Origin of the sequence: Roseinatronobacter ekhonensis (assembly GCF_900499075.1) — a bacterium.
GTDB lineage: Bacteria > Pseudomonadota > Alphaproteobacteria > Rhodobacterales > Rhodobacteraceae > Roseinatronobacter > Roseinatronobacter ekhonensis.
This window is the reverse complement of sequence record NZ_UIHC01000116.1, coordinates 1-3,263: the sequence shown is the minus strand read 5'-3', so window position 1 is coordinate 3,263 and position 3,263 is coordinate 1. Positions and strand designations below refer to the sequence as shown.

General features: G+C 47.8%; 2 protein-coding genes. One reads left to right on the top strand and one right to left on the bottom strand.

From position 1 onward, the window contains the following. The first annotated feature begins 513 nt into the window (after nucleotides 1-513). Nucleotides 514-813 carry a hypothetical protein gene (locus ROE7235_RS19105; protein ID WP_121097549.1) on the top strand — a complete coding sequence of 100 codons (300 nt, stop codon included), beginning with the start codon at nucleotides 514-516 and terminating at the stop codon, nucleotides 811-813. A 94-nt stretch (nucleotides 814-907) separates the two neighbouring features. Here ROE7235_RS19105 and ROE7235_RS20320 read toward each other — a convergent pair whose 3' ends face one another. Next, nucleotides 908-2,968 carry a calcium-binding protein gene (locus ROE7235_RS20320; protein WP_245964040.1) on the bottom strand — a complete coding sequence of 687 codons (2,061 nt, stop codon included), beginning with the start codon at nucleotides 2,966-2,968 and terminating at the stop codon, nucleotides 908-910. Between the last annotated feature and the right edge of the window lie 295 nt (nucleotides 2,969-3,263).

Below are 3,263 nucleotides of genomic sequence, written 5' to 3'. Positions count from 1 at the left end.
GAAATGGCGCAAACTCGATGGCCGGAACCGCCTGCCCGAGATCATCCAAGGGGTTGAGTTCCGCGACGGCCTCCGCCACGTTCAAGCCGCCGCCTGATCAGGCGTCACCAACTTCTGCGCATATCTCACACCTCAGCACGCAAAGTTCGCTCGTAGAGCCAAAAAAGGCTTGTGAGCTTTTCATCGCGATAAATAACAAGAAATAAATCATTTGTTTACTATTATCTGGCTTCATAGGGGTGAGCAGATAAACATATCAACTTACTGGAAAAACATGCGTGATATGCCTTTGGGCACTCACAACAGAGCGAAAACTCAGGGGAGATCCCCTGAGTTTCCTTTTTCCGTTTGTAGCGTATAGCTAAATACTGGCACCTTGCATGAAAAAAACCCAAGGATCGCAAGGAAATTCTTGATGAAGTATCGGGTTGGAATCTTCACAGGTGTCTTGGTGGGAGCCTTCCAGCTTCTTATAATGACAGGATTCATTTCAAGCTCTTTGCTGATCGCCATATGAGCTGGGCGCTCAGCAAAGAGCTTGAAAACCATGATTGGAGCCAAGCATATGATCTTCGTGGAGACTACCTTGACGAGCAGGCATCAGCCCTACTAACAGCGCCAAATTTCAATTTTAGGGCGAACTATAGGATGATAGTTTTCGAAGGGATTGGAAGAATATTGATCTGCGCGGACAGCAGCGCAGACCTAAAAACAGGTTTCATCTTTCCAACATCGAATGGCTTCAAGACATTTTTGCCAGATCAGGCAGAAATTATCTTTGAAGTCAATAAAATATGTTCGATCAGAATATAGAGTGTGGCGCTATGCTTTGCATATTTTAAACACACAGAGCATCTATAGAGTGGAATACCTCTTTACTTGAACGCAAAACCTCACTTCAGAACTGTCATCGCAGTTTGAGTTTGAACACTCTTATGAGTGATCGAATGACTCCCTTCGAGACTGCCTGCAAGACAGCGCTCTTTCTAACCGGAACCGCAAGAATCGGCCCGACACACCAGTAAAAACGAACAAAGGCGCGCCCCCAGGCTCGGTTCACCAGCCAGTCATCACGGAACCGTCGCAGATATACGACTTCTGGATGCCATGGATCCTGATAGGCGGCGGTGGCGACAAAACAACTGCTGGCATTCGTTTCATCGTCCGGATCGTCTTCTGGGTCCTCAACCGGATCGTCTTCTGGATCATCATCTGGCGATGGTGGCCAGGTCGGGATCGGCCATGGATCTGGCTCCGGGCCAGGTTCTGGCTCCGGTTCCGGCTCCGGGTCACTATCATCGACATAGACATAGCCTCCAGGCTCGTCGCTGTCGAAAGCGGCCGCACCGTATTGAATACCTTCCACCTCCAGACTGGGTGGCTCTTCATCGCCATAGAACCCGGCATCAACCAAGATTTCTTGGGCGAGCTCATCTCTCGGATTTGTAGAAATGACGATTAATGGGTCGCCGTCTTCCGCGCGCGCTTCAGCTGCTTCTTGAAACGAGCTGAGGGAAACCCCTTCCAATTCAACCGTCGCTTCCTGCCCGTAATTCATCATAACATAGCCTTCGTCATTCTCGTAGATTTCCACTGATAGTGGATCGATCTCGTGCTGGATGGAAATTTGGTCTAGTCCAACCTTGAAATCTGTAATTACGGTATGCCCATCATCAAAGCTGAAGTGGAATTGGTTGACATCACTTTCGGAACCGCCCCCCGTCAGAGTGTCATCTCCCAAGCCGGCTATGATTATATCCGATCCAGCGCCGCCATCGATGACGTCATCACCGCGTCCACCTTCAAGATAATCGTTACCGTCATTGCCTTTGATTGTGTCATCCCCGTCGCCACCCCAGATACTATCATCTCCTGACCCACCTTCGACGTGATCATTATCGATACCGCTGGCAATGAGATCATCTCCGCCCTCGCCGTAGATCGTGTCGTTCCCGGTGTTTCCGTCAATTATATCCGCTTGGTCACTTCCATGAACCGTCTGCTCTCCCTTCGAGCTCTCAGCATCTTGGTTGGTCTTGCCGCCGAAGACATGGACTGGGGTGTCCGAAGATGGCTCGATTTCATAATCTTCACCAGGCGGTGTCCAGACCAATTCAACACCGTTCTCAAACTGCTGAATGAAATCGTCTGGAACGAAGTTGGTTGGGTTAAAATACTGCACTGCCTCTGCAGCCCGCAACTCCTCAAGCGCACTCGGCAGGACAAAATGCCGCTCTTCACCGATTAGGCCAGATACTCCATTTTGTAGATCTCGAGCACCATCAAGCGCGTAGAAAATATCATCTCCAATTGCCAAGAAAAACTGCTCGCCAAGTCCCTCAGCTTCATATTCTGGATGCGAAATAGAGACTACCTTTATATTGATCTCTTCACCATTCTCAAGCGTTATCGATTGCGGCAAATCCTCCAGGTCAATTTCTTGGTCTTCTATTTTAATTGTATCTATACTCGGATCATAACTGTCCAATCTTCCAACTATTGGCGACTCATTTTTTAGAATATTTTTGAAGATATATGTGTCCGCTCCAAGTCCACTATATGCGTGATGCCCCTGCATCGCAGCAGCATCTGCTGATTTTGTCACGTCCAATATAAGCGTATCGTCACCTATCCCAGCATACATATGGATCTGTCCCGTCATTGGGACGGATGCTTCAAGTGTGTCATCACCACTAAAGCCAACAAGGCCAGTTCCTGAGTGATCGATCAAATCAGGGTCGCGGTGATGAACAATATGGTCATTCCCATTGGTTCCAGAAATCGGACCTCGTGCATCATTGTCTTCGATATAGTTTATGAGGCCATTTGAATCTACATTTCTTGCACTAAAAGAAGAATCATCAGCTGTGTGTGGATGCTGATGCACCTCGCCGCCACATGCATCATGCTGCACTACGGTTTGTGCATCTTTATTCATAGTCAGCTTGTAGCGAGAAATAGAAGTCATCTTCATCCCCATGGATCACCGAGGGAAAAGATGCCATCCGTTCATTAAGTGAGTTTTAAAATGGGGCAGAGCTGATTTCTAATAGTACCTATAATTTTGGAAAAGATTTAACTGCTCGCTATATTTTGAACACTTTTGTCAAAATTTTTGCTGATCTTTCGGTCTGGCTGAAGTGGTCCTGCTTTTTAGGACAGGTTTGCGGCTTGTCTAAGATGCATCAGATTTATGTTCATGCCGCTTTTCGTATCTCTGCTTGCTCGAAGTATGCCGCGTCTGGGGTGCGTTTGTCGAGCGC

What these genes read in the sequence shown, in the direction of transcription:
- ROE7235_RS20320 (WP_245964040.1), bottom strand. Translation starts at nt 2,968, where the DNA reads ATGACTTCTATTTCTCGCTACAAGCTGACTATGAATAAAGATGCACAA.
- ROE7235_RS19105 (WP_121097549.1), top strand. Translation starts at nt 514, where the DNA reads ATGAGCTGGGCGCTCAGCAAAGAGCTTGAAAACCATGATTGGAGCCAA.